Origin of the sequence: Kordiimonas marina (genome assembly GCF_023006325.1) — a bacterium.
Lineage (GTDB): Bacteria > Pseudomonadota > Alphaproteobacteria > Sphingomonadales > Kordiimonadaceae > Kordiimonas > Kordiimonas marina.
This window is the reverse complement of sequence record NZ_JAINDF010000003.1, coordinates 218,703-244,799: the sequence shown is the minus strand read 5'-3', so window position 1 is coordinate 244,799 and position 26,097 is coordinate 218,703. Positions and strand designations below refer to the sequence as shown.

Below are 26,097 nucleotides of genomic sequence, written 5' to 3'. Positions count from 1 at the left end.
CACCCAAAAGCAAGGGAAACCGGGGTTCTGGCAATTATTTGCCGGATATTATGCCTTAAAGGCTTGCTATGCCGCTACGGACTGTGCCATTTGCCGGGGGATAACGCCGCAACGTTCCTGGGATGCGGCAGGGATATCAAGGGAGAGACCATATGACCCGTGCGCTCGTGTTCCCCGGTCAGGGTAGCCAATATATCGGAATGGGCAAGTCGCTGGCCGATGCATTCGAAGCCGCCCGGAACGTGTTTGAAGAGGTGGATGACGCGCTGTCGCAACACCTGAGCAAGATCATGTGGGAAGGGCCGGAAGACGATCTCCGCCTGACCGAAAACACGCAGCCCGCCCTGATGGCAGCATCGCTTGCCGTCATTCGTGTGCTGGAAGCTGGCGGTGTCAAGGTTGAGGATATCGCAAGCCATGTCGCGGGGCACTCGCTCGGCGAATATTCAGCCCTGGCGTCGGCTGGTGCTTTTTCCATTGCTGATACGGCACGGCTTCTCAAACGCCGTGGCCAGGCGATGCAGCGCGCCGTACCGGTGGGTGAGGGCGCCATGGCGGCAATCCTGGGCCTGTCGCTCGAAGACGTGAACGCTGTCGCTGAAGAAGCGTCGCAAGGTCAGGTCTGTGTGATGGCCAATGATAACTCCGATGGGCAGGTTGTCGTATCCGGTCATAAGGCTGCGGTTGAACGGGCCGTGGAAATCGCAAAAGCCAAAGGCGCCAAGCGCGGCTTGCTGCTGCCGGTGTCTGCACCTTTCCATTGCCCGCTGATGCAGCCGGCGGCGGATGAGATGAAAGAAGCGCTCGCGGAAGTGACGGTCAATCGTCCTGTCGTGCCTGTGATTGCCAATGTGCTGGCCGCCCCGATCAGCGAACCGGAAGGTATTCGCACCCTTCTCGTCGAGCAGGTCACCGGCTCGGTGCGCTGGCGTGAGAGTGTGGCGTCGATGGCATCGCTCGGGATCGATCAGGTTGTTGAAGTTGGCTCCGGCAAGGTCCTTTCCGGCCTTGTTCGCCGGATTGACCGTGACCTGAACGTTGCCAACTTGCAGGACCCCGCCGATATTGAAGCTTTCACGGCTTCGCTTTAACGTCGCTTTTTCAGGCAAAATTCAAGAGGCATTCATTCATGTTTGATCTTACAGGCAAAAAGGCACTGGTAACCGGTGCGACCGGCGGCATTGGTGCCGCCATCGCGACCGCGCTCCATGACGCCGGCGCCGAAGTCACCCTTTCCGGCACGCGGGCCGAAAAGCTGCAGGAACTTGCAGCGCAGCTCGGGGGCCGTGTTCATGTAATCGCAGCCAATCTTTCCGATCGGGCCGATGTTGACCGGCTCGCGAAAGACGCGGCCGATGCTATGGGCGGGATCGATATCCTGGTGAATAACGCCGGGATTACCCGCGATAACCTTGCCATGCGCATGAAGGATGAGGACTGGGACAGCGTGATGCAGGTGAACCTGGAATCCGCTTTCCGTCTCATCAAGGCAACCATGCGCGGCATGATGAAATCCCGCTGGGGCCGGATTGTGAATATCACATCCGTCGTCGGCGTAACCGGCAACCCGGGCCAGGCCAACTATTGTGCGGCAAAGGCCGGGATGATCGGCATGTCGAAATCGCTTGCGCAGGAGCTTGCGAGCCGGGGCATTACCGTCAACTGTGTTGCCCCCGGTTTCATCGCCACGCCAATGACAGACGTGCTGACGGACGACCAGAAAGCCAGCATCACATCCGGTATTCCGTCCGGGGAACTGGGCGAACCGGCTGATATCGCTTCCGCGGTCTTGTATCTTGCAAGCCCGGAAGCCAAATATGTCACAGGCCAAACACTGCATGTGAATGGCGGCCTGGCGATGATTTAAGGCGCATTTATGCGCTTCAAATGCGTAACATAGGCTTCTCAAACAGGGGAAACTATGTTACGAGCACCCTCGATACGGGCGATCTGGCTAAAGATTTGGCAGCCTGCCGCACGTTAGGGGTAATAGTTCAAGGGCATATCCCTTGCTATACGGTGTTAAGAACGAGGAAATGAGCAATGAGCGAAATCGCCGACAAGGTGAAAAAGATCGTAGTCGAGCACCTGGGTGTTGACGAAGATAAAGTAACCGACACTGCCAGCTTTATTGATGATCTGGGCGCTGACAGCCTGGACACCGTTGAACTGGTGATGGCGTTTGAAGAAGAATTCGGCATCGAGATCCCCGATGACGCGGCTGAAAAAATTCAGACCGTCAAGGACGCGATCGATTATATCAGCGCGAATTCCTAAGCCGGATCTGCTATTAAAATAGGGCAACAGCCGGGCCGGTTGGGTTGGGCTGTTGCCCTTTTGATTTTCTGTCAGCATTTGGGCTGCAAGATAGAAATTTGAGGAACGACCGATGAGACGTGTAGTAGTGACAGGTTTGGGCATGGTGTCGCCGCTCGCTTGCGGCGTCGATGAGACCTGGAATCGCCTTATTGAAGGCCGCTCCGGTGCTGGGCCGGTAACTTTGTTCGATACCACTGACTTCCCCTGCAAAATTGGCTGTGAAGTTAAGCTGGGTGACGGCACTGAGGGCACATTCAACCCGGATGACTGGATGGATGCGCGTGAACAGCGCCGCGTCGATACTTTCATCCTGTTCGGCATGGCTGCGGCGACGCAAGCCATCCGGGATTCCGGCTGGGAAGCGCCGGGCGAGGAAGAATGCCTGCGGACCGGTGTCATGATCGGTGCGGGCATCGGCGGCCTGAAGTGGATTTCGGATATGTCGCTCGTGCTCAATGAGCGCGGCGTGCGCAAGGTCAGTCCGCACTTCATCGCAGGCTCCATCATCAACCTCGCGTCCGGCAACGTTTCGATCAAATACGGTTTCAAGGGCCCGAACCATGCGGTTGTCACCGCCTGTTCGACCGGCGCGCACGCCATCGGTGATGCGGCCCGTCTGATTGCGCTGGATGACGCGGATGTCATGGTTGCAGGCGGTACCGAAGCTTCGATCTGCGGCATCGGCTACGCTGGTTTCAGCCAGGCCAAAGCGCTGTCGACCAAATATAACGACACGCCGGAAGAAGCGTCCCGTCCGTGGGACAAAGGTCATGACGGTTTCGTCATGGGTGAAGGCGCGGGCATTGTAATCCTGGAAGAGCTTGAGCACGCGAAAAAGCGCGGCGCTAAAATCTATGGTGAAATTGTCGGCTACGGCATGTCGGGCGATGCCTATCACGCCACGGCACCTGCGCCGGATGGCAATGGCGGTTTCCGCTCCATGCAGGCCGCTCTCAAGCGGGCCGGCTTGAACGCTGAAGACCTGGATTATATCAATGCGCACGGCACCTCGACGCCGGTCGGTGACCCGATTGAATTCGGCGCGGTCAAACGCCTTCTGGGTGACGCGGCCAACAAGGTTGCCATGTCTTCGACCAAATCGTCGATCGGACACCTGCTGGGTGCCGCGGGGGCTGTGGAGGCCATCTTCTGCATCAAGGCCATCAATGAAGGAGTCGTTCCGCCGACCCTGAACCTGCATGAACGCGCCGAAGGTTGTGACGGTATTGACCTGGTGCCGCTGGTTGCGCAGGAACGCAAAGTGAAAGCCGCTCTTTCGAACAGCTTTGGTTTCGGCGGTACAAACGCTTCCCTAGTGGTGCGGGAATACAACGGCGACTAATTTTCGCTACTCCGATAATAAAGACCGGCTTTGGACCGGCCCCAACGCCTGATAGGCTAGGGGCATGATCCGAAGCCGGTTTTTCATTGGGATAGTGCTAGTGGCCGCGTATGCGGCTGTTGGCATTTGTCTGTGGTTTGGCATCGTCCGGTATGTGAGCGATAGTCCCATCCCGGCGAAGAAGACGGTCTATTATTATATCCCATCAGGCTCGGGCCTCCTGAAGGCATCTTATCAGGCCGCGCGTGACGACCTGGTCCGGGCGCCGTGGCAATTCAAGGCGGCGGTCCGCTTGCGTGGTCTCGAGCGTTCTCTCTACGCTGGTGAGTATGAAATCGCCCCCGGCACCCGCTTGACCGATGTCCTCAGCAAAATCCAGAAGCAGGAGCGGTATCAGCGCCATCTGGTTATCCCGGAAGGTCTGTCTGCGGCTGAGGTGAAGGCGCTTCTCTCCTCGGCGTTCGGGCTTGAGGGTGGGGACGATGTCTCGATCAAGGAAGGGTCTGTGCTGCCGGACACATATTTCTATGAGCGCGGCGATAACGCCAAGTCGCTTGTCCACCGGATGCAGGGGGCGATGAACAAAGAACTCCTGTCCCTGTGGCAGACACGGGCTGCAGATTTGCCGTTCGAGGACCCGGAACAGGCGCTTATTCTTGCCTCAATCGTTGAGAAGGAAACCGGCGTGCCGTCCGAGCGGCCCTTGGTGGCTGCCGTTTTTGTCAACCGGATGAAAAAGGGAATGCGGTTGCAGTCCGACCCGACGGTCAGCTACGGTCTCACCGGCGGTCTTCCGCTCGACCGGGCGCTGACGAGTGCGGACCTCCGTGAAGAGACGCCCTATAATACCTACCGTATTGCGGGCCTGCCGCCGACGCCGATTGCCAACCCAGGCAAAGCCGCGCTTGAAGCCGTGCTGCACCCAGCCGATGTGAATTATCTCTATTTCGTGGCTGATGGAACCGGGGGACACGCTTTTGCCAGTACCCTGAGGGCCCATAACCGCAACGTCGCCCGCTGGCGGCACCACCAGCAAAAAAGGCGCTAAAGGGCCGATTAAGACGTGCAACGCTGCATGGCTTGCGGCTATAGTCCGGCATTATTTTGAGGAAAGGGACACTCTATGGCGCTGATGAGCATGACAGGCTTTGCCCGCGCAGCAGGGGAAGGGGCTGGTTGCCGCTGGAACTGGGAAATCAAAAGCGTCAACAACAAGGGCCTTGAAGTCCGGACCAAGCTGCCGGGGCTTATCGATGGCTTTGACCTGACGATCAAGAAGCGGGCGGCCGACTATCTGACTCGCGGGTCTGTTTTCGTAACCCTGTCCGTCAGCATAGATGGCGATGAAGGTGCACTGGTCATCAATGAGGAGCGGCTGGAAGCGCTGTTGGCGCTCGCTGCGAAATATACTCACCGGCCCGGCGTTGAACCGGCCCGGCTTGATGGTCTGCTGGCAGTGAAAGGGGTGGTTGACGTTACCACCCGTGAAATGGACGAAGATGAGAAGGCTGCCCTTGAGGCGGATCTGAGCAAAAGTTTCGATGAGCTCCTCGATGCGCTTAAATCCGCCCGCGCCCAAGAAGGGGCAAGGCTGCAGACAGTGCTCGAAGGCCAACTCGCCGATATTGAGCGCCTGGCCAAAGCGGCGAGGGCCGCCGCCGGGGACAGGCTCGAAGGGATGCAGGCGCGGTTCAGCCAGCAGCTGGCCAAGCTTGCGAAGAATGACAAACCGGTCTCTGAAGAGCGGCTCGCGCAGGAAGTGGCGCTTATGGCCGTGAAAGCCGATGTGCAGGAAGAGCTGGACCGGCTCGATAGCCATGTGGAGGAAGCCCGCAGGCTTCTGGCTGAAGATAAACCTGTCGGCCGCCGGCTCGATTTCCTGTGTCAGGAATTCAACCGTGAGGCCAATACGCTCTGTTCCAAGTCCGGCGATAATGTGCTGACGAAAATTGGACTTGACCTGAAGGTCCTGATCGACCAATTCCGTGAGCAAATTCAGAATATCGAATAGCAGGACCATATATGACTGAGAACACGATCCATGCCCGTCGGGGTTTGATGCTTGTGATGTCGTCGCCTTCGGGCGCCGGAAAAACCACCCTGACGCGCCGGCTTCTGGCGGAAGAGGGAGGCAATATGGTCATGTCCGTTTCCGCCACCACGCGGGAGCCGCGGCCCGGTGAGGTGGACGGTAAGGATTACTTTTTCGTCAGCCATGACCGCTTCCGCGAGATGATGGAACATAATGAACTGCTGGAACATGCCGTCGTGTTCGAGAACCGCTACGGCACACCGCGCGGTCCGGTGCAGGACGCGCTGAACCAGGGCAAGGACGTTGTGTTCGATATCGACTGGCAGGGCACCCAGCAGCTGGAACAGAATGCGTCTCAGGATCTTGTGCGTATCTTCATCCTGCCGCCGAGCATCGATGCGCTGGAACGCCGCCTGCACACCCGGGCGCAGGATAGCGATGAAACCGTCCGCAAGCGTATGGCGCAGGCGGGCAGTGAGATCAGCCACTGGAACGAATATGACTATGTTCTGGTGAATGACGACCTGGATGAGACTTTCGCGGAACTGAAGACCATCCTGCAAGCCGAGCGCAAGCGCCGGCGCCGTCAGACCGGGATCGCGGAATTTGCCCGCAAGCTTATCGATGATGCGGAAAGCCGGGCTTAAGCCTGGCTTTTCATCTCGGCAAAACAGCGGGTGAGGCGGACAAAGTCTGCCACGCTGATATTTTCGGCCCTCAGGGTCGGCTCAATCCCTGCTTTTTCCAGAAGGGCCAGCGCATCCACGGGAAGCCCTTTGAGGCTGGCGCGCAGCATTTTGCGCCGCTGGTTGAAGGCGCGCTCGACCACCAGTTCGAGGTCGCTGAGTTTCACGGTGGGGTCAATGGGGTCCATTGGTTCGAAATGGATGACCGCACTTGCGACCTTGGGCGGCGGCGTAAAGGCCGCAGCGGGGACATTGAGCGCGATCCGGACCTTGCCGCGCCACTGTGCCAGCACGGACAGGCGGCCATAGGCCTTGGTGCCGGGCCCCGCAACAATGCGCTCCGCCACCTCGCGCTGGAACATCAGCGTGAGCGAGGCATACCAGGGCCGCCACTCATCGAGCGTCAGCCATTTGATCAGCAGCATGGTGCCGACATTGTAAGGCAGGTTGGAGGCGATCCTCAGCTTCTCACCCGGTTCAGGGTTGATAAGCGCTAGTTCGTCCACCTCAAGCGCGTCGGCGTTATGGACAGTCAGACGGTCGTCATAGGCCGCTGAAATGTCAGCGAGCGCGGGCAGGCAGCGGCTGTCCATCTCAACCGCGACAACGCGCTTCGCGCCGGACATGAGAAGCCCGCGCGTCAGGCCGCCGGGGCCAGGGCCGACCTCATACATGACGCTATCGGAAATATCGCCGGGGATGCGGGCGATCTTGCTGGTGAGGTTGAGGTCCAGAAGGAAGTTCTGGCCGAAATTCTTCTTGGCGCGCAGGTCATATTCGCGAATGACCTCACGAAGCGGCGGCAGCGTGTCGGTCATGCTTGCTCCTCCGTGGTCGCCATTTCGGCCGCCATGCGGATCGCGGCGAGCATACTGTCCGTGCGGGCGATACCTTTGCCTGCAAGGTCAAACGCAGTGCCGTGGTCGGGTGATGTCCGGATAATCGGCAGGCCAAGCGTGATATTCACGCCACCCCAAAAATCCAGCGTCTTAAGCGGGATCAGCGCCTGGTCGTGATACATGCACAGCACGGCGTCATAGTTTTGGCGGGCATCGGCATGGAAGAGCGTGTCAGCGGGCAGGGGGCCGGTGACGTCAATCCCGTCGTCCTTCAAGGCCCAGATAGCCGGCTGGATATGGGTGGCTTCCTCCATGCCCATGGCGCCGGATTCGCCCGCGTGCGGGTTAAGCGCGGCCACGGCAAGGCGCGGGGTCTTGATGCCGAAGCGGTCCCGGAGGTCGGCGGCGGTTGCCCTTCCTGCATGGATGATGGCATCTGCCGTCAGCTTCTTGGCCACGTCCTTGAGCGCAATATGAATGGTGACAGGCACCACGCGCAGGCCTTCAGTCGCCAGCATCATGACCGATGCATCATCCGGCAGATCGCACAGGCGCGCCAGATACTCGGTGTGGCCGGGGGCGGTGAAGCCGGCTTGATAGAGGAGTGCCTTATGCAGCGGTGCCGTGACAATGGCGGAAACGGCACCCGCGCGGGCGAGTTCCACGGCTTTATCGATGGCATTGATAACGGCGCTCCCGTTTGCCGGGTTGCCTTCCCCCGCGACGACAGGCGCTGGGACCGGGACCGCGAGAACGGGGATAGCTTTGGCGAAGACCTCTGCGGCTTCGCTGACATCGTCCAGAACTTGGTACGGCACGTCGGGAAGAGCCGCGGTGAGGGCTTCAGGCGCACCGATAAAGACGAATGGCGGCAGGGCTAGCTTATCCCGGTCCTGCCACAGACGTGCGGCCAGTTCCGGCCCCACGCCCGCGGGGTCTCCCATTGTCAGGGCCAGCGGGGCGGAGGCTGGGGCCTTTGTCATGAAGCGTGCCTTTTAGCGGTAGTCCACGATTGCGTCGCGGCGCAGGTCCCGCAAATAACGGCGGGCCATCATGGACAGGCGTTGCTGTTCGATCTGGTTATAGATGCTGTCGAAGTCCGGTTCCTGGACCTGCGGCTCCTTGCGGCTGCAAACGGTCAGCACACGCCAGCCGTCCTCCATCTTCATCATCGGAGTCGATTGACCGGCCTTCAGGTCCTTGATCTGGGAACGGACATTGCCCTGCAGGTCACGCAAGCGCAGCGTGCCGATGTCTTGCGGGCCGTCAGCACCGGACTTTTTGGCGAGATCGGCAATAGCATCACACTTGGTGGCGGTGTCATGAAGATTGGCGACAACACTTTCGAATTTCTTGGCGGCAGCCTCATCAGCAACCTTATCCTTGCCCAAGGCCAGCTGCTTCAGGTCGAACTGGGCATCAAGCGGATCGGCCGTCAGGACACGGCGGCGGTCACGCACGGCGATGATGACATAGCCGCCCGGTGTCCGGATCGGGTCCGAGATCTGGCCGACAGGAACGGTTTTCACAGCCGTTTCATAAGGGCCAGTGATGTCATCACCTGTGATCCAGCCGATATCGCCCCCAACCGCAGCGGTCGAGGAGGCGGAAAGCTGCTGTGCGATGTTCGGAAAGGAAGCGCCGCCACGGATACGTTTCACCAGTTCTTCTGCGTTGTTTTTGACACTGGCTTCCTGGTCAGGCCTGTCAACGAGCAGGACGATTTCAGCCAGATGGTATTCAAACTTGCCGCGGTTTTCGCGGATTCGCTTGATAAAGGCGTCAACTTCTTCGTCGGACACGCTGACGAACGGCCCAAGCTTGCCCTGGACAAGCTGTGACCAGGCCAGCTCGGCGCGCATCTGGTCCAGCATGGTTTTCTTGCTGGAGCCGATCTGCTTAAGCGCTTTCTCGAATTGTTCGGGCGTTTGGCCTAGGCCTTTGGCGCGGCGGGCGAAAAATTCTTCAAGCTGAGCGTTGTCAACTTTCACGTCATTTTTCTTGGCTTCCTGAAGCTGCAGGCGTTCATCCACCATCGAGCGGATGACCTGCTTTCGCACTTTCAGGAATTCTTGCTGGGATTTAACGCCGCCGGAGACCGCGATAACCAGTCTGAGCCGCTGGTTGATGTCGAAACTCGAAATCGGTTCGTCATTTACCAGAACTTCAATACCGTTTATGGGCTGCTGCGCGAGAACTGGCGTCAAACTTGGGATTACCCCCAGGCTAAGACACGCCCCCAATACCCCCAATAAAACCCAACTCTTTGCTTTTTCTACAATTCTCGCCATGCTCTAACTTCGTTTACACTCTCGTTTCAGCTGCGCTTCCGCCCCAATATGGTTAGCCTTTTAGACGCTTTCGAGGCAATGCACTAGCCCAAATTCTTTAATTTCACGGTGAACAGAAGGGACGTCCCCGGCACAATGTCCCGGTCTTTGGTGAAGGAACGTTTATATCTGATGCCCAATTCGATGCATTCGTTGATGTAGGTAACACCAAAATTATAGTCGACGCTACCTGCGCCTTCACTAACACCGTTAATAACGGCACCTTTAAGGCGCTGGGTCAGGCCGCCATAAAGCTGCCAGCTGTTATCGATGGTGAAAAGGGCGTTGCCGCGAATTTCCTCACGGTCTTCCCGGTTGATGAAGTTGAGGCTGCGGTCCAGTTTGAAGTAGCCAACGGAAAAGTGTCGGCCTTTGGAGCCGATACGCAGATTTACCTCATTGCGGCGGAAGGCCATGGTCTTGTCATCCAGCCGGTATCGGTGGTCGATGTCGAGCCAATCCTTGTAGGAAATCTCTGTCTGGCCGACAAAATCGGACATGGTGCCTTCAAGGCCGGTGCCTTGGGCAAGGATGACATTGCTACCGGATATACGCCAGGACTGGCCAACCATGACACGGGCGTGCAGGTCGCTGCCGTCATAGCGCCAGCGCAGGCCATAGGTCAGGCGGGAGCCGTCCTCCCAAAGGTCATAGCCTGCGGCACGCTCGCTTGAGAATAGGTTGAGCGCGGTCAGCTCGAACGCCCGGCTGTCTTCAACGACCGGGATGGCAGCATTCGCCCGTGCCGGGGAAACCGTCATTTCCAGGATCGGCTCAATGGTTTGGCTGCCACCTTGCATCAGTTTGACAAGGGGCCAGCTCAAGGTGCCGGTCAGGCGCGACAGGGTGCGCACGTCGCTCGAGGTGTTGGTGTCTGTCGCCGTTGTGTAGCTGCCGAGGAAGGCAGGGTCATCCGGGGCGCTCAAGTCGCTATAATGATAGGCGTCGGTACGGATGAGGCCGTCAACGTCCAGGACGAAGCCCTTGGGCGTGATCCAGCGGCGCTGCCAGTCAGCCGAAACCGAAATGCGCTGGGTATCGAGCCCGGAGCTGCGGTGCAGCGCCAGCAGGTTGCCGGTTGCCCGGAAGGTCCCGCCGAGCGGCTTGAAAGGCGCGACATATTCGGCGTCGATAAGCGGCAGGGCATAGGCTGTCTTGCCGGCGACATCTTCAAGGCGCAGGCCCTGGAACGCCATGGTGCGTGCCGAGATATAGGACGCGCCATAAAAACCTTCGAGCTTATATTGGCTCATCAGCGTATCGGCGGTCGAGAATCCGTAGCGCCGCAGGTAGGTGTCATCCGACGCCCACGCTACCTGATAGGTGGAGCGCCAGCGTTTCGAATGGTTGAACACGCCGCTCGAGCGGAAATGCCCCCGCGTGCCGTTGGTGTTCGTGGACGTGATGCTGCCGTCCGCCATGAATTGGCCGAAACCAAGGTTCTGCCGGTACTCTGTCGCCAGGACGGGGCCTTCCTTGGTGGTCAGGATCGGCGTGATCGTCATATCCTGACTGTCGTTGAACAGCTGATAGTAGGGCAGGCCGACAACGAAGCCGAGATCCTTGCTGGTCTGCAACTCAAGCGGCAGGAAGCCGCTGGCCTTCTTCACTGTAGGATCAGGATGTGAGAAATAAGGCGTCCACAGGATCGGAATGCCGAGGATTTCCAGCGAGGCATCTTTATAATAAAGCCGGTGCTTCTTGCGGTCATGCACCACGCGCACGGCTTTTAGCTGCCACAGCGGTTCCTTATAGCCTTTTTCGTCGCACACTTTGCACGGGCTATAGACGGCATGGTCGAGCGTGATGCGGTCTCCGTCGCGCTTGCCGCTTTTCGCGCGGGCCTGGGCGCCGTCCTGCATCACGAGGCGGATATCTTCGACGAAGGCCTTTGTCAGCTTGTCATCAAGCGTGACATGCGGGGACAAGATGCGTTCACCACCCGGGGCCGTCAGCTCTACGGCGCCAGACGCTTCGGCATGGCCGGTTTTCTGGTTATAGCGGACTTCACCAGCCTTCAGGACATAGCCGTCCCGGACAAGCTGCACGCGACCGCGGGCGACGATATCGCCAGTTTGTGCGTCATAGCTCAACTGGTCGGCGGTAAGCTCGATCTGGTCTTCACTTTCTGGCGCTGCGTGTGTTGCCGAATCGTCGGCATGAACAGCCAGGCACGGGGCGGTCAGCGCCGTTGTGAAACACAAGGCGGCAAGCGCTATGCTCAGACGATCAGCAGTGAAGTTTCGTGGCACGATTAGACACCTAGCCCTTAGATATTTGTGACTTGATAGCGGCTGGCACGCCCCTCTGCAATGACCTTACGCGTCCACCATCATATATTTGATCGTGATCTCCCTTAAAATTGTGGCGATTTCGGGGGGAGGGCGCTTGCGCTCGCGCGCATTTAGAGGCATTAGTTTCGGACTGCCGATCCCCCGTGTGCGGGGTCGGATGTAAGGATTTCATACAATAAGAAGGGGACCCCCATGCAGATTTCATTTACTGGCACCGCGCTTCCGTCTTCGGGCGCAGCCGTCTTCCTGGTTGCCAAGGACAAAGCCTTCAGCGGTGCTGCTGCTGAGGCGGATGCTGCGACCTCCGGTGCGCTCAAGAAAGCTGCCGACGTATCGCGTTTCACCGGCGCCAAGGGCCAGACGCTTGAAGTTGTAGCACCCGCAGGCCTTTCGGTTGACCGGGTCCTCTTCATCGGCCTGGGTGACGGTGACAAGATGGCCGAAACCGATAGCCTGACCATCGGCGGCACCGCTGTTGCCAAGCTTCTGATGGCGGGCAGCGAAAGCGCGACCATCTTCGCCGATGCCGACGGTGTTGACGCTGCTGTCGTCGCTGAAGGTGCACGCCTGCGCTCCTACCGGTTCGACAAATACCGCACCAAGGAAACCGCGGACAAGAAGCCGACGCTGAAGGCCGTTGCCATTGCAACGTCCGACAAGAATGCCGATGACCGTTATGCCGTACGAGACAAGGTTATCGACGGCGTGTTCCTGACCCGTGACCTGGTGTCGGAGCCCGCGAACGTCCTGTACCCGGAAAGCTTTGCCGCTGCAATCAGCAAGCTGTCGGCGCTGGGCATCGATGTTGAGGTTCTTGGCGAAGCCGAGATGACGAAACTCGGTATGGGGTCGCTGCTGGCGGTTGGCCAGGGTTCGGAAAAAGAATCGAAGCTCGCCATCATGCGCTGGAACGGCGCCGACAAGGACGACCAGCCGATCGCCTTCGTCGGTAAGGGCGTCACCTTCGATACCGGCGGTATCTCGCTGAAGCCGGGCGAAGGCATGGAACAGATGAAATGGGACATGGGCGGTGCAGGCACCGTGACCGGCCTCATGAAGGCGCTGGCGGGGCGTAAAGCCAAGGTGAACGCAATTGGCGTCGTTGGCCTCGTTGAGAACATGCCGTCCGGCAACGCCCAGCGTCCGGGTGACGTGGTCACCAGCATGTCGGGCCAGACCATCGAAGTTCTGAACACCGATGCCGAAGGCCGCCTGGTGCTTGCCGATGCGCTTTGGTACACGCAGGACCGCTTCAAGCCGAAGTTCATGGTCGATTTGGCCACGCTGACCGGGGCCATCATCATTTCGCTCGGCAATGAGCATGCTGGCCTGTTCAGTGATAGCGATGAGCTTGCTGAGCGTATCGCCAGCGCGGGCACCGTGACCGGCGACAAGGTGTGGCGCATGCCGCTTCATGACAACTACAACAAAATGCTCGATTGCGCGATTGCCGACATGAAGAACATCGGTGGCCGCCCGGCTGGTTCGATCACCGCGGCGCAGTTCCTGAAGCGCTTCACCAACGATGTGCCGTGGGCGCATATCGACATCGCAGGCATGGCCTGGTCGGACAAGGACCTTGCGGTTTGCGAAAAAGGCGGCACCGGCTTCGGCGTTCGCCTGCTCGACCGCATGGTTGCCGAGCATTACGAAAGCTAAGGCTGAAAAGGCGAGGTCAGCGTGACGGAGATCCGGTTTTACCATTTGCAGCGGCAGTCGCTTGAAGAAGCGCTGCCAAAGCTTCTGGAGCGGATCCAGTCGGCTGGCCTCAACGCCGTCATCAAGCTGCCGGATCGCGGCTTGATGGAAACCATGGATAAAGTCTTGTGGGATTACGATCCCGCAAGCTTCCTGCCCCATGATATCGAAGGCTGCAAACACGCGGACGCGCAGACCTTTTACCTCACCACATCGGATGAAAATCCCAACAGCGCCACGGCGCTGGTGCTCGTGGATGCGGTCGATAGCCCGGATGTGATGAAATACGACCGCTGCCTCTATATGTTCGATGGCCGCAATGACGACATTGTCGCCAAGGCGCGGGCGGATTGGAAGAACTTCAAGGAAACGGACGCCGAGCTGAGCTATTGGCAGCAGCGTGAAATGGGCGGCTGGGAGCAGAAGGCATGAGTGCGCCACACGCCCGGCACGATAGCCTGCCATATTATGTTTCCACCGATCTTGCCGATTTCGACCTCGACCGCATGCATGGTTGGCTTGCCTCCACCTATTGGTCACCCGGCATTCCGTATGAGACCATGGAGCGGGCATTCCTGAACTCGCTTCCGTTTGGGCTGTTCCATGAGACGGACGGGCAGGTGGGCTGTGCGCGCATGATCACCGACTATGCGACTTTCGCCTATCTCGGGGACGTCTATATCGATGAAAGCCAGCGCGGGCATGGTCTCGGTCTATGGCTGATGCAGGTCATCATGGCGCATCCTGACCTTCAGGGCCTGCGCCGCCGCATGTTGGCGACCCGCGATATGCACAAGCTTTATGCCAAGGTCGGCTTTCAGCCGGTCACGCGCCCGGACGTCCTGATGGAAATCGTCGATCCGGATATGTACCGGCGGCTGGTTCAGGCGGACGCCTGAACCTTACTTGCGCTCGCGCACCTAGGTCTACACGTTCGTTCTTGGTTAATCGGTTAAATCTTAAAATTTAACGTTAACTTACGGAGCATTTAATGCTGCGAAGGATGAGATAATTTCTCGAGAATATCTCCGATAAAATTTGCAATACGCCATGCCGATAATCCAGGTAAATAACCAGAAGCATATTAATGCCCACTCAGTGCCTCCAAGGTATTTCGTGTGATCATGAAAGTCGAGACAATCGAACATTAGATCAAAGACGAGAAGCCAGCACACTATGGTTCCAAGAAAAAGAAAAGACCGCAAAAACCCATATAAAACAACATAGTTGTATGCTTTAGGGGCAACGTATGGGTACTTGTTCAACGTGTAGTACGACAGCAGAGAAAACCAATCCCCATTTTGCTCTTTTATATAGTTTGAATAGCTTGGCCAAATTTTTGTGAAGCGCTTTTTGCATTCGTTTACGACGCAGGGAGATAGCGGCTCAGTATAAAATCCAAAGCCTAAAAGCATTGAGCCAAGAATTACGGGTAGAAGAACTATATGAAAAATAAATATGGCTCGTGTGAACCAAGGGCCGCGCCAGCCAAAGCCACCCCCGTACAGTTGATCCATAATATTTTTTCTAATTCTGGCCCCTGCAGTCTTTTTTTGCTTGGCTTGATCAAGAGGAGCATAACTTCTCCCCATGAGATAGACAGTGGGGTAGCCCAAAGAACGAACAATGAATTTTTCGGATACCTCCGAAGACAAATAGGAGAGTACATGTCCCATTACGTAGGACAGAATCAACAATATTAAAAATGCAATTACTTGAAAGGCTGTGTTTCCTTTCTCCAGCATTGAAGAGAGAGAATTGCTGAAAAAGTTGTTATGTAAGAAGAAAATTAAAACAACAACGCTTCCAGGTACCAAGTACCCGACCAAGTCATAAGTTGTGAAGGGTAAGTTTTCAATCCGGTCACGTGACATATTCGCACCTTCCAAAGATATTGGAGGTGAAGAAGCTACGCTTATTTACATAGATTGTCTTTTAAAATTTGGGGTTGTCTTCATTTGCGCTCGCAGGCGAGGATTAGCGTGCCTGCCATCAACAGGAAATCCTTCACCAGAAACTGCCCTGCCGATGTGAGGTAGGGAAAGCCGGCACCCGTCCAGGCACCATGATAGGTGACGAGGAAGCTGATCGTTGCAGCAAAGGTATAGACCGCAAACAACAGCCCGAAGCCATAAAGCGTGTCGTTCCAATAGCGCGCGGTTAGCAGGACGGCCGTCGCGATTTCAATGCCGCCGATCAGGTTCGAGGCACTGCGTTCGGTAAAGCCGCCAGTGAGCAGCCAGCTGAAGGCCGGGCTGGATTTCAGGAGCGGCAGGATGCCGTGGGCCTCATGCGCGGTGAATTTCATCGCGCCGATCCAGCCGAGGACGAGAATAAGCCCGATCAGGATCACGGTTTCGGCGTGGCGGTTATGAAGCGCCCACAGGGCCACCCCGATCACGGTGATATACTTTATCAGCCCTTGCCCGGCGCCGATCGCGGGGAAGCCGCCGAGGCTCGCGACCCAAACGGGGTTGGTGAGCATGAAGCTGAGCGCCCCGATGCTGAAGGCGATAATCGCCCACAGGGCAAGGCGGCGTGTCCGTTCGGGTACGCTGTGCAGGGCGATAATAAGGCCGACTAAAATCTGAGCAATACCAAGAAGATACATCAGTATCTTCATGTTCGATTTAAACTGGTGGAGGAATATGTGTCCGCCCATCCAGTGTTCGACGTTGGCGGCGCTGGTGCCGGTGAAATTCATCAAGCCGAACCAGATAAACACGGTCGCTAAAGACGCTGTGGTGAAGAAGCGGGTAAAGGCGAACGTGGGCGCAAGGTGCGGCTGGGTCGTCAGCATGAAAGGCTCCGGTTTAGGCTAATCCCTCGCGGGTCATAAGGCGATAAAGCGCTTCCGCCGTCAAGCGCTTACGCGGTGACCAGGGCTTCCTGCTCGGCGAAGGTTTCTTCGGCGGTCATCCAGGCGGCTTCGGCATCAGCCAGTTTCGCGGCCACCTCGGCGGCTTTCTTGGTGGCAAGCGCAACCTTGTCCTCATGCCCGGGCTCATAAAGCCGCGGGTCGGCGAGGATCTTGTCGATCTTGGCCTTTTCGGCTTCGAGCTTCTCAACCAGTGCCTCGGCTTTTTCCACGGCCCGGCGGTAGGGTGCGAGCTTGAGCCGCAGGTCGGCGGCGCTTTGGCGGGCGGTCTTCTTGCTGTCCGGGCCCTTGGCGCCCCGGCGCTCAGTGCGTTCCCCCGCGCGTTCTTTAAGCAGATGGGCGCGGTAATCACTCAGGTCGCCGTCAAAGCGCTTCACGCCACCTTTTTCAACGATCCAGAGCCGGTCAACACAGGCTTCCAGCAGGTGGCGGTCGTGGCTGATGAGGATCACGGCGCCATCATATTCGTTGATGGCGTGGGCGAGCGCCTCGCGGCTGTCGACATCCAGGTGGTTGGTCGGCTCGTCAAGCAGCAGGATTTGCGGCTTCTCGAAGGTGGCGAGCGCGAACATCAGCCGCGCTTTCTCACCACCGGAGAGCGATTCGATCGGCCGATCCGCCTTATCGGCGCCAAACCCGAAGCTGCCGAGGCGCGCACGCACCTTGGCCTCAATCGCATCAGGCATCAGCTTGGCCATATGGTCATAGGGGCTTCTGCCCGGCATAAGCTCATCCAGCTGGTGCTGGGCGAAATAGCCGATCTTCAGAAGCCTCGGGCGGCGCATCTTGCCTTCCATCGGCTTCAGTTTTTCAGCCAGAAGCTTGGCGAAGGTGGATTTGCCGTTGCCGTTCGCGCCCAGAAGCGCGATGCGGTCGTCCATATCGATACGGAGGTCCAGCTTCTTGAGGATCGGCTGGCCTTCAGTATAGCCGACGCCGACATCTTCAAGCGCGATCAGCGGGGACGACAGCGGTTCCGGCTTCGGGAACTGAAACGGCACCGTGTGGGCTTCAACCATGGTAGCGATGGGCTTCATGCGCTCCAGCGCCTTCAGGCGGCTCTGCGCCTGCTTGGCTTTCGAGGCCTTAGCCTTGAAGCGCTCAACGAAGGACTGGATATGCCGCCGTTCGGCTTCCTGCTTGGATTTGAGCGCCATCTGGCGTTCCATCTGCTCACGCCTGAGGTCCTCAAACCGGTCATAGCCGCCGGTGTAGATATTGAGCTTGCCGTTCTCAAGGTGAACGATGTGGGTGACGGCGGTGTTCAGAAGGTCCCGGTCGTGGCTGACGATGATGACGGTGTAGGGATAGTTGCGGAGGAAATTCTCCAGCCACATCACACCTTCAAGGTCGAGATAGTTGGTCGGCTCGTCAAGGAGCAGCAGGTCGGGCTCATTGAACAGCACGCAGGCGAGCGCCACACGCATCCGCCAGCCACCGGAATAGCTGGAGCAGGGGCGGGCCTGCGCTTCTTCATCAAAACCAAGGCCTGACAGGATCGTCGCCGCGCGGGCCTCCGCCGTGTGGGCGCCAATGTCGGCGAGCCGTGTGTGGATTTCGGCAATACGGTGCGGGTCTGTCGCCGTTTCGGCCTCAGCCTCCAGGGACGTCATCTCATGATTTGATGCCATCACCGTCTCAAGCAGGCTTTCCGGCCCGCCCGGCGCTTCCTGCGCCACATGGCCGACGTGCGCTGTCTGCCTGACCGTCACCTCACCCGATTCCGGGCCGATCTCATGCAGGATCATTTTCAGAAGCGTGGACTTGCCAGCACCGTTTTTGCCGACAAGGCCGACCTTGTGGCCCGCAGGCACATGCAGCGTGGCGCCATCAAAGAGAAGGCGGTCGGCAATACGGTAGGTGATGTCATTGATATGAAGCATGGCCCGGGCAAGTATCACAAGAAAGCCCGGCCTGCAACGCAAGCTTGGCTTAGGGCTTGGCTTTACGGTAACAAGCCGCTATAAGGCCCGCGAATCGAGTTTCCAACAGCATCCAGCAGAGGATATTACAATGGCTGTTCAACGTACTTTTTCGATCATTAAACCGGATGCCACCAACCGCAACCTGACCGGCGCCGTTAACGCCAAGCTGGAAGCTGCCGGCCTGCGCATCGTTGCCCAGAAACGCATCCAGATGACCCAGAAGCAAGCTGAGACCTTCTACGCTGTTCACAGCGAGCGTCCCTTCTTCGGCGAACTGGTTGAGTTCATGACCTCCGCTCCGGTTGTTGTTCAGGTTCTCGAAGGCGAAAACGCCGTCCTGAAAAACCGCGAAGTTATGGGCGCCACCAACCCGGCTGAAGCCGCTGAAGGCACCATCCGCAAAGAATTCGCCCTGTCGATCGGTGAAAACTCCGTTCACGGTTCGGACAGCGAAGAAAATGCCGCGATCGAAATCGCGCAGTTCTTCGCGGGCAACGAAATCGTCGGCTAATGCGCCGCTGATTTCCGTTCCGACGGAATGACAAAGGGCCGGTCCAGATGGATCGGCCCTTTTGTTTTGGTGCGTGGGACGAGTGTTTAAGCAACAGGCCCAATAAGCCCCTCGGCTGGCATCTCTACGTCATCCGAAAAGACCACCATGTTTGCGCTCACCCGCACCTTGCCTTCGGCGATCAGCTTCACGGCGGCCGGGTACATGCGGTGTTCGTAGGTGTGGATCTTGGCGGCCAGGCTGTCCGGCGTCTCATTGTTGGCGATCGGCACGGCGGCCTGCATCAGGATCGGGCCGTTATCCATCTCCGCGCGCACATAATGGATGGTGCAGCCCGCAAAGCGGACACCGTCCTCAATCGCGCGGTCGTGGGTGTGCAGGCCCTTGTAGGACGGCAGCAGCGACGGGTGGATGTTGATCATCCGGTCACGCCAGCGGTTGACGAAGCCGGGGGTCAGAAGACGCATGAAACCAGCGAGGCAGACAAGCTGGACCTTATGGTCCGTAAGGGCGTCGTGGATGGCATCCTCGAACACTTCGCGCTCGTCATAATCCTTATGGTCGATGCAAATGGCCGGAATGCCTGCCTTTTTGGCGCGTTCCAGTCCCATCACGCCGGGGCGGTTGGAGATGACGACGACAATCTCGGCCGGGTAATCGGCAGTTTCACAGGCGTCAATCAGCGCCTGCAGGTTGGTGCCGGTTCCCGAAATCATCACGCCGAGGCGAAGCTTGCTCATAAGGATTATCCTAAACTTTCTCAGGCGTCTGCGGTGATGGCGGACCAGTCGGCGTCTTCGCCCCAGGTGCCGGCCTTGCCGGTTACGCGGCACTTGGGCTTACCAGCACCTTTCACGATGCGGCCAATCTCATAAACGGTTTCGCCGCCTTCTTCGAAGATGGCTTTGGCCTCGGCCGCATGTTCGGGGGCCACCACAACCACCATGCCGATGCCGCAGTTGAAGGTGCGGCACATTTCAGCCGCGGTGACATTGCCTTCATCCTTGAGCCAGCCGAACACGCCGGGCAGGGCCCAGGTGCTGCTGTCGATCTCAGCCAGCGTACCCTTGGGCATCACCCGCGGGACGTTCTCGACGAAGCCACCACCGGTGATGTGCGCCAGTGCCTTCACGGTACCCGCACGCACAGCGGCGAGGCTGCTTTTCACATAGATTTTGGTTGGTGCCAGCAGGGCCTGGCCCAGCGTCTGGCCGGGCGCGAACGACGCGTCAGATGCGTAATCATGGCCCTTGTCGTTCACGATGCGGCGGATGAGCGAGTAACCGTTCGAATGGGTGCCATTGGAGGCAAGGCCCAGCAGGACGTCACCTTCAGCGACGGTCGAGCCGTTGATCAGCGTGCCGCGTTCGGCAGCACCGACAGAAAAACCGGCGAGGTCATAGTCGGCATCCTGGTACATGCCCGGCATTTCAGCGGTTTCGCCGCCGATGAGCGCGCAGCCAGCCTGACGGCAGCCTTCGGCGATACCCGCGACCACGTCGGTCATCTGCGCGACATCCAGTTTGCCGGTGGCCATATAGTCGAGGAACAGAAGCGGCTCAGCGCCCTGGACCACAAGGTCGTTCACGCACATGGCGACAAGGTCGATGCCGACCGTGTCATGAATGCCGGCGTCGATGGCGACTTTGAGCTTGGTGCCGACCCCGTCGTTGGCGGCGACGAGGATCGGGTCCTGAAAGCCCGCGGCACGCAGATCGAAAAGACCACCGAAGCCGCCAAGGTCCGCATCCGCGCCGGAGCGCTTGGTGCTGGCCGCCAGCGGCTTGATATTTTCGACGAGCGCCTCACCGGCGTCGATGTCCACGCCAGCCTGTTTGTAGGTATAAGATTGTTTATTGTCCGTCACGATCCGACCCGTTCTGCCCCAACTTGGGCTTATTCCGGTGCCAGGCTTTAGGCCGCTGGTTGCGAAGCGGTTACTGGGCGCTGGCAATTGAACTCAAGGGCGTTATAGTGGCGCCGAAACCGATAGAAAAGAGCTTATGCACAAACGATTGGCAAATAACGGGCTTTTAGGCGCCGCTGTGGTTTTTGCGCTGCTGATTCTGTTGCCTGCAGCGCTGGGAATGCTTCCCGCGCGCGCCGATGATGCGCCTGTACCCGGTGAAGACCCGCTCGACCGGCTGTTCACGATCCAGGATGTCCATGTGGATGAGACCGCGACGAGCGCGGCGCTCGCCCGTCAGGTCGCGCTCAAGAAGGCGGAAAATATCGCCTACAACAAGCTTCTGGGCAAGCTGACGCAGGCGGAAGGCCGCGCCAAACTGCCGGAGCTGTCCGAAACCGAACGTGAAGCGCTGGTAAGCGGGATTGAAGTGGTGGACGAACAGTCTTCCTCCCGCCGCTATATCGCCACGCTCAACATCCGGTTCGAACCGCAGCGGGTGAGCGCTTATTTTGCGCAGTATCATGTCCCGCACGTGCTGGGGACCGGCGGTGGCATTCTGGTGCTGCACGCCCATGCCCGCGGTCTCAGCCACTTTCTGTGGGAAGAGGACCCGGCGATGGCCGCAGGCCGCAAGGCTGTCGACTGGGTGAACCGGATTCGCCACTATGTGTTTCCCTATGGCGATGTGCGCGAACGGCTGGCGATTAGCTATGAGGAAGTGAAAGACTTTGATACAGACGCGGCCCGCAAAATGGCGGCGCGGTATCAGGTTCAGGCAGCCTTGATGATTTTTTCCCGGTATGAAGACGGTGTCCTGCATTACCGGTTCCATTCCACTGAAGGGGATTTTTCCGGGGAAGGCGACATAACAGGCGCTGCGGACGAAAGTGCGGCACTTACCGCCATGTATGAACGGGTTCTGGATGCCAACGACAGCGCCTGGCGCGCCCAGCTTTTGGTCGATACCAGCACTGGCGGGGAAATGACCGTGCTGGTGCCGACCCGATCGCTGGCTGACCTGAACACGGTGGAAGCGAAACTGAAGTCCGTCGCGCTGATTGAGGGCTATAGCATCGATGAGCTGAGCCTGCCGCTCAGCCGCATTCATCTGCGCTATAACGGGCGGGAAGACCAGCTTACCATGGCACTTCGCTATGCCGGGCTTAGCCTGGTGCCGTATGGCGAGGACAGGCTTCTGGAGCCGCATGCCGCGCTCACCGACAAATAGGCCGGGACCGCATGGCGGAAGAATAGAGGAGGGGGAGTTATGAACAGATGGGTATGGGCTGGCACGATTGCCGTGACGGCGCTGTTTTTCTATCTCACACGCGGAATCCTGCTGCCGTTTATGGCGGGCCTCGCCGTGGCCTATTTCCTCGACCCGCTCGCCGACAGGCTTGAGGCACGCAAGGTGTCGCGCGGTTTGGCGGCGGCTCTCGTTATCGCCTTGTTCTTCATGACTATCGTTGGGGTCGTCCTCGCGTTCTGGCCGGTTATCGAGGCGCAGGTCAGTGCGGCCGCGCATACCTTGCCGAAAACGCTGGCTGGGCTCAGGCCGTGGCTGAACCACCTGCTGCAGGCAGTGTCGGACAAGCTGGGCCCCGATGTCATGGGCGATGTCGACAGTATGCTCGGCAGCTTCTCTTCCGACCTGATGACGGAAGTGCAGGCCGCGGCAGGCAAGCTGTTAAGCGGCGGGCTTGCGGTTTTCAACGTGCTTAGCCTTGTACTGATCTCCCCGGTCGTGGCCTTTTATCTCCTCAGGGACTGGGATTTGCTCGTCGCGAAGATCGACAGCTGGATGCCGCCTGCCGCCGCCCCCATCGTCCGGGAGCAGGCGAGCAAGATCGATACCGTACTCGCCGGTTTCGTGCGGGGACAAATCCTCGTCAGCACCACCATGGGCGTGCTCTATGCCACCGGCTGGTCGCTCGTGGGGCTCAAATCCGGTATCGCGCTTGGGGTTCTGGCGGGCATCATGTCCTTTGTGCCGTTTGTCGGGGCGCTGTTCGCCGCCATCATCGCTGTCGCGATGGCTTTCGGGCAGTGGGGTTTCGACCCCATGCACCTGGGGCTTGTCGCCATGATTTTCGTAATCGTGCAAGCGATTGAAGGCTCGTTCCTGACGCCGCGCCTGGTTGGCGGACGGGTCGGTCTGCACCCTGTGTGGGTCTTGTTCGCTGTTTTCGCGGGCGGTGAGGTCATGGGCTTCGTCGGCGTGCTGATCGCGGTGCCTGCGGCGGCGGCCATTGCGGTTCTCGTCCGTTTCTGGATTGAACGCTATCTCGAACATTACGTCGGCCCCAAAGAAGCCAAGGCGCTTGTTGAGGGACCGGAACAAGAGGAAGCGGAAGACTGAGCCTGATGTCTGTGACCAACCAAATTCCGCTCAAGCTACCGCATGAGCCAAGCTATGACATGGCGGACTTTATCGTCTCCAGCTCCAATGAAGCCGCCGTGGCGCTTGTCGACAGCTGGCCTGACTGGCCTTTGCACGCGGTGGCGCTTGTGGGCCCTGCTGCGGCGGGAAAAAGCCATTTGGGCCATGCCTGGGCCGCACGCGCCGGGGCCCAAACCCTGGCGGTCGATGCCACACCGGATGACCTTCAGCCAGGGCAGGCCTATCTCGTGGAAGACGCGGACCAGGCCGCATATGACGCGGCGACCCTGTTCCATCTATATAATTGGACGCGGGAAACCGGCGGTTATGTGCTGATGACCGCCCGCACGGCACCGACGAAATGGCCGTTTAGTTTGCCTGATTTACGGTCCCGCTTGGCGACGTTGCCGGTCGCGGAAATCCAGTCTCCCGACGACAAACTTCTTATGGCGCTGTTTATAAAATTGTTTTCTGACAGACAATTACAAGTAGACCTTCCTGTGATAGATTATCTTTTGCCACGGGTGGAGCGGTCGTTTGCGGCCGTACGGGCCTTGGTGGCGCTCATGGATGAGCGTTCCCTGGCTGGCAAGCGCAAGATCACGAAGGCCTTGGCCAGAACTTGCCTTGAAGAGCTTTCGGACCGATAATTGCAACAATTCCCCGGTAACTCAGGGCTTTTAGACCAAATGACGGAGCAACAGATGGCGGATGGTGATCACGTGCAGGTACAGGCGGGCGACGCGAACGCCCCTGTGCACCATGCCGAAGACAGTAAGCCGGCGCTGCCGACCCGCAAGGCGATTGTCTCCAAGATCAAGGCGATGCCCAATCCCGCCAAGTATCTGAACCGGGAGCTGAATTGGCTGCATTTCAACATGCGTGTGCTGGAAGAAGCGGAGAATATGCGTCATCCGCTTCTGGAACGCCTGCGCTTCCTGTCCATTTCCGGGAATAACCTGGACGAATTCTATATGGTCCGTGTGGCCGGCTTGCGCGGTCAGGCTGAAATGAAGCTGGATGTGCAGTCGGACGACGGACTGTCGCCGATGCAACAGTTGGAGCGGGTCAATACCCTGGCTGAAAAGCTGATGGACCAGCAGCAGCAGGTCTGGGCCAAGCTGAAAACTGAAATGCGCGAAAACAATATCGTCGTCCTGGAAAAACATGAGGTTTCCAAGAAGGACCGCGCCTGGATCGAGACCTATTTCCTCGAGAATATCTTCCCGATGCTGACGCCGATCGCGGTTGACCCGGCGCACCCGTTCCCCTTCATCCCGAACCTGGGCTTCACCATGGCCTTGTCGCTGACGCGCAAGAATGATGGGCGTGAGATGGTGGCGCTTCTGCCGGTGCCGCACCATGTGCAACGTTTCATTCGCCTGCCAGGTGACAAAGTGGTGCGCTTCATTTCGCTGGAACGCATCCTCGAACTCTTTCTCGACCAGCTCTTCCCTGGCTACCACGTTGAAGCATCTGGTGTATTCCGGATCGTGCGTGACAGCGATATCGAGATCGAGGAAGAGGCCGAAGACCTGGTGCGCGTGTTCGAAAGCGCGCTCAAACGCCGGAGGCGGGGCCGTGTCATCCGCCTGAAGATCGACCAGGCAATGCCGAAATCCTTGCGGAACCTGGTGATCAACCGCAGCGGCGCCGATCCCGATACAGTTATGCTGGTTGATGGTATTCTCGGCATCAATGAGACCGAACAGCTGATCATCGACGATTTCCCGGCGCTAAAGTTCAAGCCGTATAACCCGCGCTATCCGGAACGGGTGCGGGACTTCGGTGGCGACATCTTCAAGGCGATTGCCGCGAAGGATTTTGTCGTCCATCACCCGTATGAATCATTTGACGTGGTCCACCAGTTTCTCAGGCAGGCCGCGCGCGACCCCGATGTACTGGCGATCAAGCAGACGCTGTACCGTGCGGGTTCCCAGTCGCTGATCATCAGCGCGCTTATCGAAGCGGCGGAAGCGGGCAAGTCCGTCACGGCCGTGGTGGAACTGAAGGCCCGTTTCGATGAGGAACAGAATATCAAATGGGCGCGGGACCTGGAACGCGCGGGGGTGCATGTGGTGTTCGGCTTTATCGACCTGAAGACCCACGCCAAGGTCTCGATGGTGGTGCGGCGCGAAAATGGCAAGCTCAAGAGCTACATGCATTTCGGCACCGGCAACTACCATCCGATCACCGCGCGTATTTATACCGATCTGTCCTTCTTCACGGCGGACCCGGCGCTGGCGCGCGACACCAACAAGATGTTCAACTATCTGACTGGGTATGTGGAGCCTGTCGGCGTCGAGAAACTGATCCTGTCGCCCTTCATGCTGCGGGATCAGCTGATCAAACTGATCGAGAAGGAAATTGAATTCGCGCGGGCAGGGCGGCCCGGGTCCATATGGGTGAAACTGAATTCGCTTCTGGACCCCAAAATCATCGATAAGCTCTATGAGGCTTCGATGAATGGCGTGCAGGTTGACTTGGTTGTCCGCGGTATCTGTACGCTCAGGCCCAAGGTGCCGGGGCTCAGCGACAATATCCGCGTGCGGTCCATTGTCGGGCGGTTCCTGGAGCATGCCCGTATTTGCTGTTTCGGGAATGGGCATTCGCTGCCTTCGCGCCATGCCAAGGTATTCATTTCCTCTGCCGACTGGATGCCACGGAATTTCGACCGCCGGGTGGAAACGCTGGTGCCGATCGAGAACCCGACCGTGCGAGACCAGATCATGGGGCAGGTTATGGCCGCCAACATGCGCGATAATGTGCAATGTTGGAAAATGGGACCGGAGGGTGAATATACCCGTCTGCATCCAGCCGAAGGCGAAGAAGAATTCTGCGCGCACCATTATTTCATGACCAACGCTTCGCTTTCCGGGCGGGGCACTGCGCTCGGTGAGGAGACGATGATCGCCCCGCTGATCGATTATGGTATCGAGGACTAGGATTTATGT

General features: G+C 58.5%; 24 protein-coding genes. 15 read left to right on the top strand and 9 right to left on the bottom strand.

Going from position 1 to position 26,097, the window contains the following annotated elements:
• Window positions 1–152 precede the first annotated feature (152 nt).
• From fabD to gmk, 7 genes are all read left to right on the top strand, one after another.
• On the top strand, window positions 153–1,091 hold the full coding sequence (fabD, locus tag K6118_RS07615) for an ACP S-malonyltransferase (protein WP_247119643.1): 939 nt from the start codon (window positions 153–155) through the stop codon (window positions 1,089–1,091).
• A gap of 38 nt (window positions 1,092–1,129) precedes the next feature.
• Window positions 1,130–1,867, top strand: coding sequence for a 3-oxoacyl-[acyl-carrier-protein] reductase (gene fabG, locus K6118_RS07610; protein WP_247119642.1), 738 nt, complete (start codon window positions 1,130–1,132; stop codon window positions 1,865–1,867).
• A 176-nt stretch (window positions 1,868–2,043) separates the two neighbouring features.
• Complete coding sequence (locus tag K6118_RS07605; protein WP_247119641.1) at window positions 2,044–2,277, top strand: acyl carrier protein; 234 nt, start codon at window positions 2,044–2,046, stop codon at window positions 2,275–2,277.
• A gap of 112 nt (window positions 2,278–2,389) precedes the next feature.
• Window positions 2,390–3,661 carry a beta-ketoacyl-ACP synthase II gene (gene fabF / locus K6118_RS07600; RefSeq protein ID WP_247119640.1) on the top strand — a complete coding sequence of 424 codons (1,272 nt, stop codon included), beginning with the start codon at window positions 2,390–2,392 and terminating at the stop codon, window positions 3,659–3,661.
• Between the two features lie 100 nt (window positions 3,662–3,761).
• Window positions 3,762–4,709, top strand: coding sequence for an endolytic transglycosylase MltG (gene mltG, locus K6118_RS07595; RefSeq protein WP_247119639.1), 948 nt, complete (start codon window positions 3,762–3,764; stop codon window positions 4,707–4,709).
• A 75-nt stretch (window positions 4,710–4,784) separates the two neighbouring features.
• A complete protein-coding gene (locus tag K6118_RS07590) occupies window positions 4,785–5,672 on the top strand; it encodes a YicC/YloC family endoribonuclease (RefSeq protein WP_247119638.1) in 888 nt (295 codons plus the stop codon).
• An 11-nt stretch (window positions 5,673–5,683) separates the two neighbouring features.
• Window positions 5,684–6,340, top strand: a complete 657-nt coding sequence (gene gmk / locus K6118_RS07585; protein WP_247119637.1) for a guanylate kinase — start codon at window positions 5,684–5,686, stop codon at window positions 6,338–6,340.
• Here gmk and rsmA read toward each other — a convergent pair.
• The 4 genes from rsmA to K6118_RS17510 form a co-directional block, all read right to left on the bottom strand.
• Window positions 6,337–7,197 carry a 16S rRNA (adenine(1518)-N(6)/adenine(1519)-N(6))-dimethyltransferase RsmA gene (gene rsmA / locus K6118_RS07580; protein ID WP_247119636.1) on the bottom strand — a complete coding sequence of 287 codons (861 nt, stop codon included), beginning with the start codon at window positions 7,195–7,197 and terminating at the stop codon, window positions 6,337–6,339. The genes gmk and rsmA overlap by 4 nt on opposite strands.
• Window positions 7,194–8,201 (bottom strand): 4-hydroxythreonine-4-phosphate dehydrogenase PdxA, encoded by a 1,008-nt coding sequence (pdxA, locus tag K6118_RS07575; RefSeq protein WP_247119635.1) that lies wholly within the window; start codon window positions 8,199–8,201, stop codon window positions 7,194–7,196. The genes rsmA and pdxA overlap by 4 nt, the downstream gene beginning before the upstream one ends.
• A gap of 12 nt (window positions 8,202–8,213) precedes the next feature.
• Window positions 8,214–9,509 (bottom strand): peptidylprolyl isomerase, encoded by a 1,296-nt coding sequence (locus tag K6118_RS07570; RefSeq protein ID WP_247119634.1) that lies wholly within the window; start codon window positions 9,507–9,509, stop codon window positions 8,214–8,216.
• An 83-nt stretch (window positions 9,510–9,592) separates the two neighbouring features.
• Window positions 9,593–11,800, bottom strand: a complete 2,208-nt coding sequence (locus tag K6118_RS17510) for an LPS-assembly protein LptD (RefSeq protein WP_247119633.1) — start codon at window positions 11,798–11,800, stop codon at window positions 9,593–9,595.
• 234 nt (window positions 11,801–12,034) lie between these two features.
• Here K6118_RS17510 and K6118_RS07560 point away from each other — a divergent pair, with 234 nt between their 5' ends.
• The 3 genes from K6118_RS07560 to K6118_RS07550 are packed head-to-tail and all read left to right on the top strand — an operon-like array spanning window position 12,035 to window position 14,439.
• Window positions 12,035–13,501 carry a leucyl aminopeptidase gene (locus tag K6118_RS07560; RefSeq protein WP_247119632.1) on the top strand — a complete coding sequence of 489 codons (1,467 nt, stop codon included), beginning with the start codon at window positions 12,035–12,037 and terminating at the stop codon, window positions 13,499–13,501.
• Window positions 13,502–13,522: 21 nt separating this feature from the next.
• Window positions 13,523–13,972 carry a DNA polymerase III subunit chi gene (locus K6118_RS07555; RefSeq protein WP_247119631.1) on the top strand — a complete coding sequence of 150 codons (450 nt, stop codon included), beginning with the start codon at window positions 13,523–13,525 and terminating at the stop codon, window positions 13,970–13,972.
• The gene (locus K6118_RS07550) at window positions 13,969–14,439 is read left to right on the top strand and encodes a GNAT family N-acetyltransferase (RefSeq protein WP_247119630.1); all 471 of its coding nucleotides are present in this window, start codon (window positions 13,969–13,971) and stop codon (window positions 14,437–14,439) included. The genes K6118_RS07555 and K6118_RS07550 overlap by 4 nt, the downstream gene beginning before the upstream one ends.
• A gap of 78 nt (window positions 14,440–14,517) precedes the next feature.
• On the opposite strand, the gene K6118_RS07545 is transcribed toward K6118_RS07550, so the two are convergent.
• The 3 genes from K6118_RS07545 to K6118_RS07535 form a co-directional block, all read right to left on the bottom strand.
• On the bottom strand, window positions 14,518–15,414 hold the full coding sequence (locus tag K6118_RS07545; RefSeq protein WP_247119629.1) for a hypothetical protein: 897 nt from the start codon (window positions 15,412–15,414) through the stop codon (window positions 14,518–14,520).
• 80 nt (window positions 15,415–15,494) lie between these two features.
• Complete coding sequence (locus tag K6118_RS07540) at window positions 15,495–16,340, bottom strand: DUF417 family protein (protein WP_247119628.1); 846 nt, start codon at window positions 16,338–16,340, stop codon at window positions 15,495–15,497.
• 68 nt (window positions 16,341–16,408) lie between these two features.
• Complete coding sequence (locus tag K6118_RS07535) at window positions 16,409–18,301, bottom strand: ABC-F family ATP-binding cassette domain-containing protein (protein WP_281500714.1); 1,893 nt, start codon at window positions 18,299–18,301, stop codon at window positions 16,409–16,411.
• Window positions 18,302–18,431: 130 nt separating this feature from the next.
• Here K6118_RS07535 and ndk point away from each other — a divergent pair, with 130 nt between their 5' ends.
• Window positions 18,432–18,854: a nucleoside-diphosphate kinase gene (ndk, locus tag K6118_RS07530; protein ID WP_247119626.1), complete on the top strand. Its 423-nt coding sequence runs from the start codon at window positions 18,432–18,434 to the stop codon at window positions 18,852–18,854.
• Window positions 18,855–18,940: 86 nt separating this feature from the next.
• Here ndk and purN read toward each other — a convergent pair whose 3' ends face one another.
• Both purN and purM read right to left on the bottom strand, forming a co-directional pair.
• Complete coding sequence (gene purN / locus K6118_RS07525; protein WP_247119625.1) at window positions 18,941–19,594, bottom strand: phosphoribosylglycinamide formyltransferase; 654 nt, start codon at window positions 19,592–19,594, stop codon at window positions 18,941–18,943.
• Window positions 19,595–19,614: 20 nt separating this feature from the next.
• Complete coding sequence (gene purM, locus K6118_RS07520; RefSeq protein ID WP_247119624.1) at window positions 19,615–20,721, bottom strand: phosphoribosylformylglycinamidine cyclo-ligase; 1,107 nt, start codon at window positions 20,719–20,721, stop codon at window positions 19,615–19,617.
• A 178-nt stretch (window positions 20,722–20,899) separates the two neighbouring features.
• Here purM and K6118_RS07515 point away from each other — a divergent pair, with 178 nt between their 5' ends.
• From K6118_RS07515 to K6118_RS07500, 4 genes are all read left to right on the top strand, one after another.
• Window positions 20,900–21,991, top strand: a complete 1,092-nt coding sequence (locus tag K6118_RS07515; RefSeq protein WP_247119623.1) for a DUF2066 domain-containing protein — start codon at window positions 20,900–20,902, stop codon at window positions 21,989–21,991.
• A 39-nt stretch (window positions 21,992–22,030) separates the two neighbouring features.
• Window positions 22,031–23,122, top strand: a complete 1,092-nt coding sequence (locus K6118_RS07510; RefSeq protein WP_247119622.1) for an AI-2E family transporter — start codon at window positions 22,031–22,033, stop codon at window positions 23,120–23,122.
• Between the two features lie 5 nt (window positions 23,123–23,127).
• On the top strand, window positions 23,128–23,793 hold the full coding sequence (locus K6118_RS07505; RefSeq protein ID WP_247119621.1) for an HdaA/DnaA family protein: 666 nt from the start codon (window positions 23,128–23,130) through the stop codon (window positions 23,791–23,793).
• Window positions 23,794–23,967: 174 nt separating this feature from the next.
• Complete coding sequence (locus tag K6118_RS07500) at window positions 23,968–26,088, top strand: RNA degradosome polyphosphate kinase (protein WP_343269935.1); 2,121 nt, start codon at window positions 23,968–23,970, stop codon at window positions 26,086–26,088.
• Window positions 26,089–26,097 lie beyond the last annotated feature (9 nt).